A 698-nucleotide genomic window follows, 5' to 3' on the forward strand; every position below is an offset into this window, starting at 1 on the left:
AATATACCGGCCAAAACCTTTTCGCTGAACGTAAAAGCCGGCGATCCGCTGCGGGAAGGGGATATCATCACAGATGCCATCCGAAGCAATCAGAAGAAGACGAGCATGGTTCCGAAAGAATTGTTCGGCTTCCCATTGATCGCGCGTGCCATCCCGCTGCACGACGAGAATGGAAGAGTCATTGGAGGCGTCGGCCTTGGAACGAGCCTTGAGGAGTCGTCAAAGCTGCATGATGTCGCGGAAAGCTTATCAGCTGTCGTTGAACAAACAGCCGCGGCTATTTCCGACATTTCTGAATCAATTAACGGGTTTTCAACTCAAATGTCGGGCATTTCCTCTCAGGCGAAAAAAGTAAGCGAAAGCGCCGGTGAAATCGCCGATATTTCAGTAACTGTTAAAGGCATCTCGGACCAAAGCAATCTGCTCGGCTTGAACGCCGCGATCGAAGCGGCAAGAGCAGGGGAGTCCGGAAAAGGATTCTCTGTCGTCGCAGATGAGATCAGAAAGCTAGCGACGCATTCAAAAGAAAATGTCGGCCAAATTGACCAGATTACGAAAAAAATCCACAGCCTGCTGAAAGGGCTGGAGGAATCCATTGAGTCGATTAACCAGCATACAGACGGACAAGCCGCTGCTGTTGAACAAATTTCCGCCACAATGCAGGAGATTTCAGGAAGCGCGCAGCATCTTGCAAAAAT

Annotated in this window: 1 protein-coding gene; it reads left to right on the top strand. The window is 50.0% G+C overall.

Going from position 1 to position 698, the window contains the following annotated elements:
* Nucleotides 1-698: methyl-accepting chemotaxis protein (locus tag ACWHAR_RS27430; protein WP_452088478.1), on the top strand; the 698-nt coding region annotated here is incomplete at both ends.

The sequence above is a fragment of the Bacillus sp. LR--39 genome (assembly GCF_053613335.1).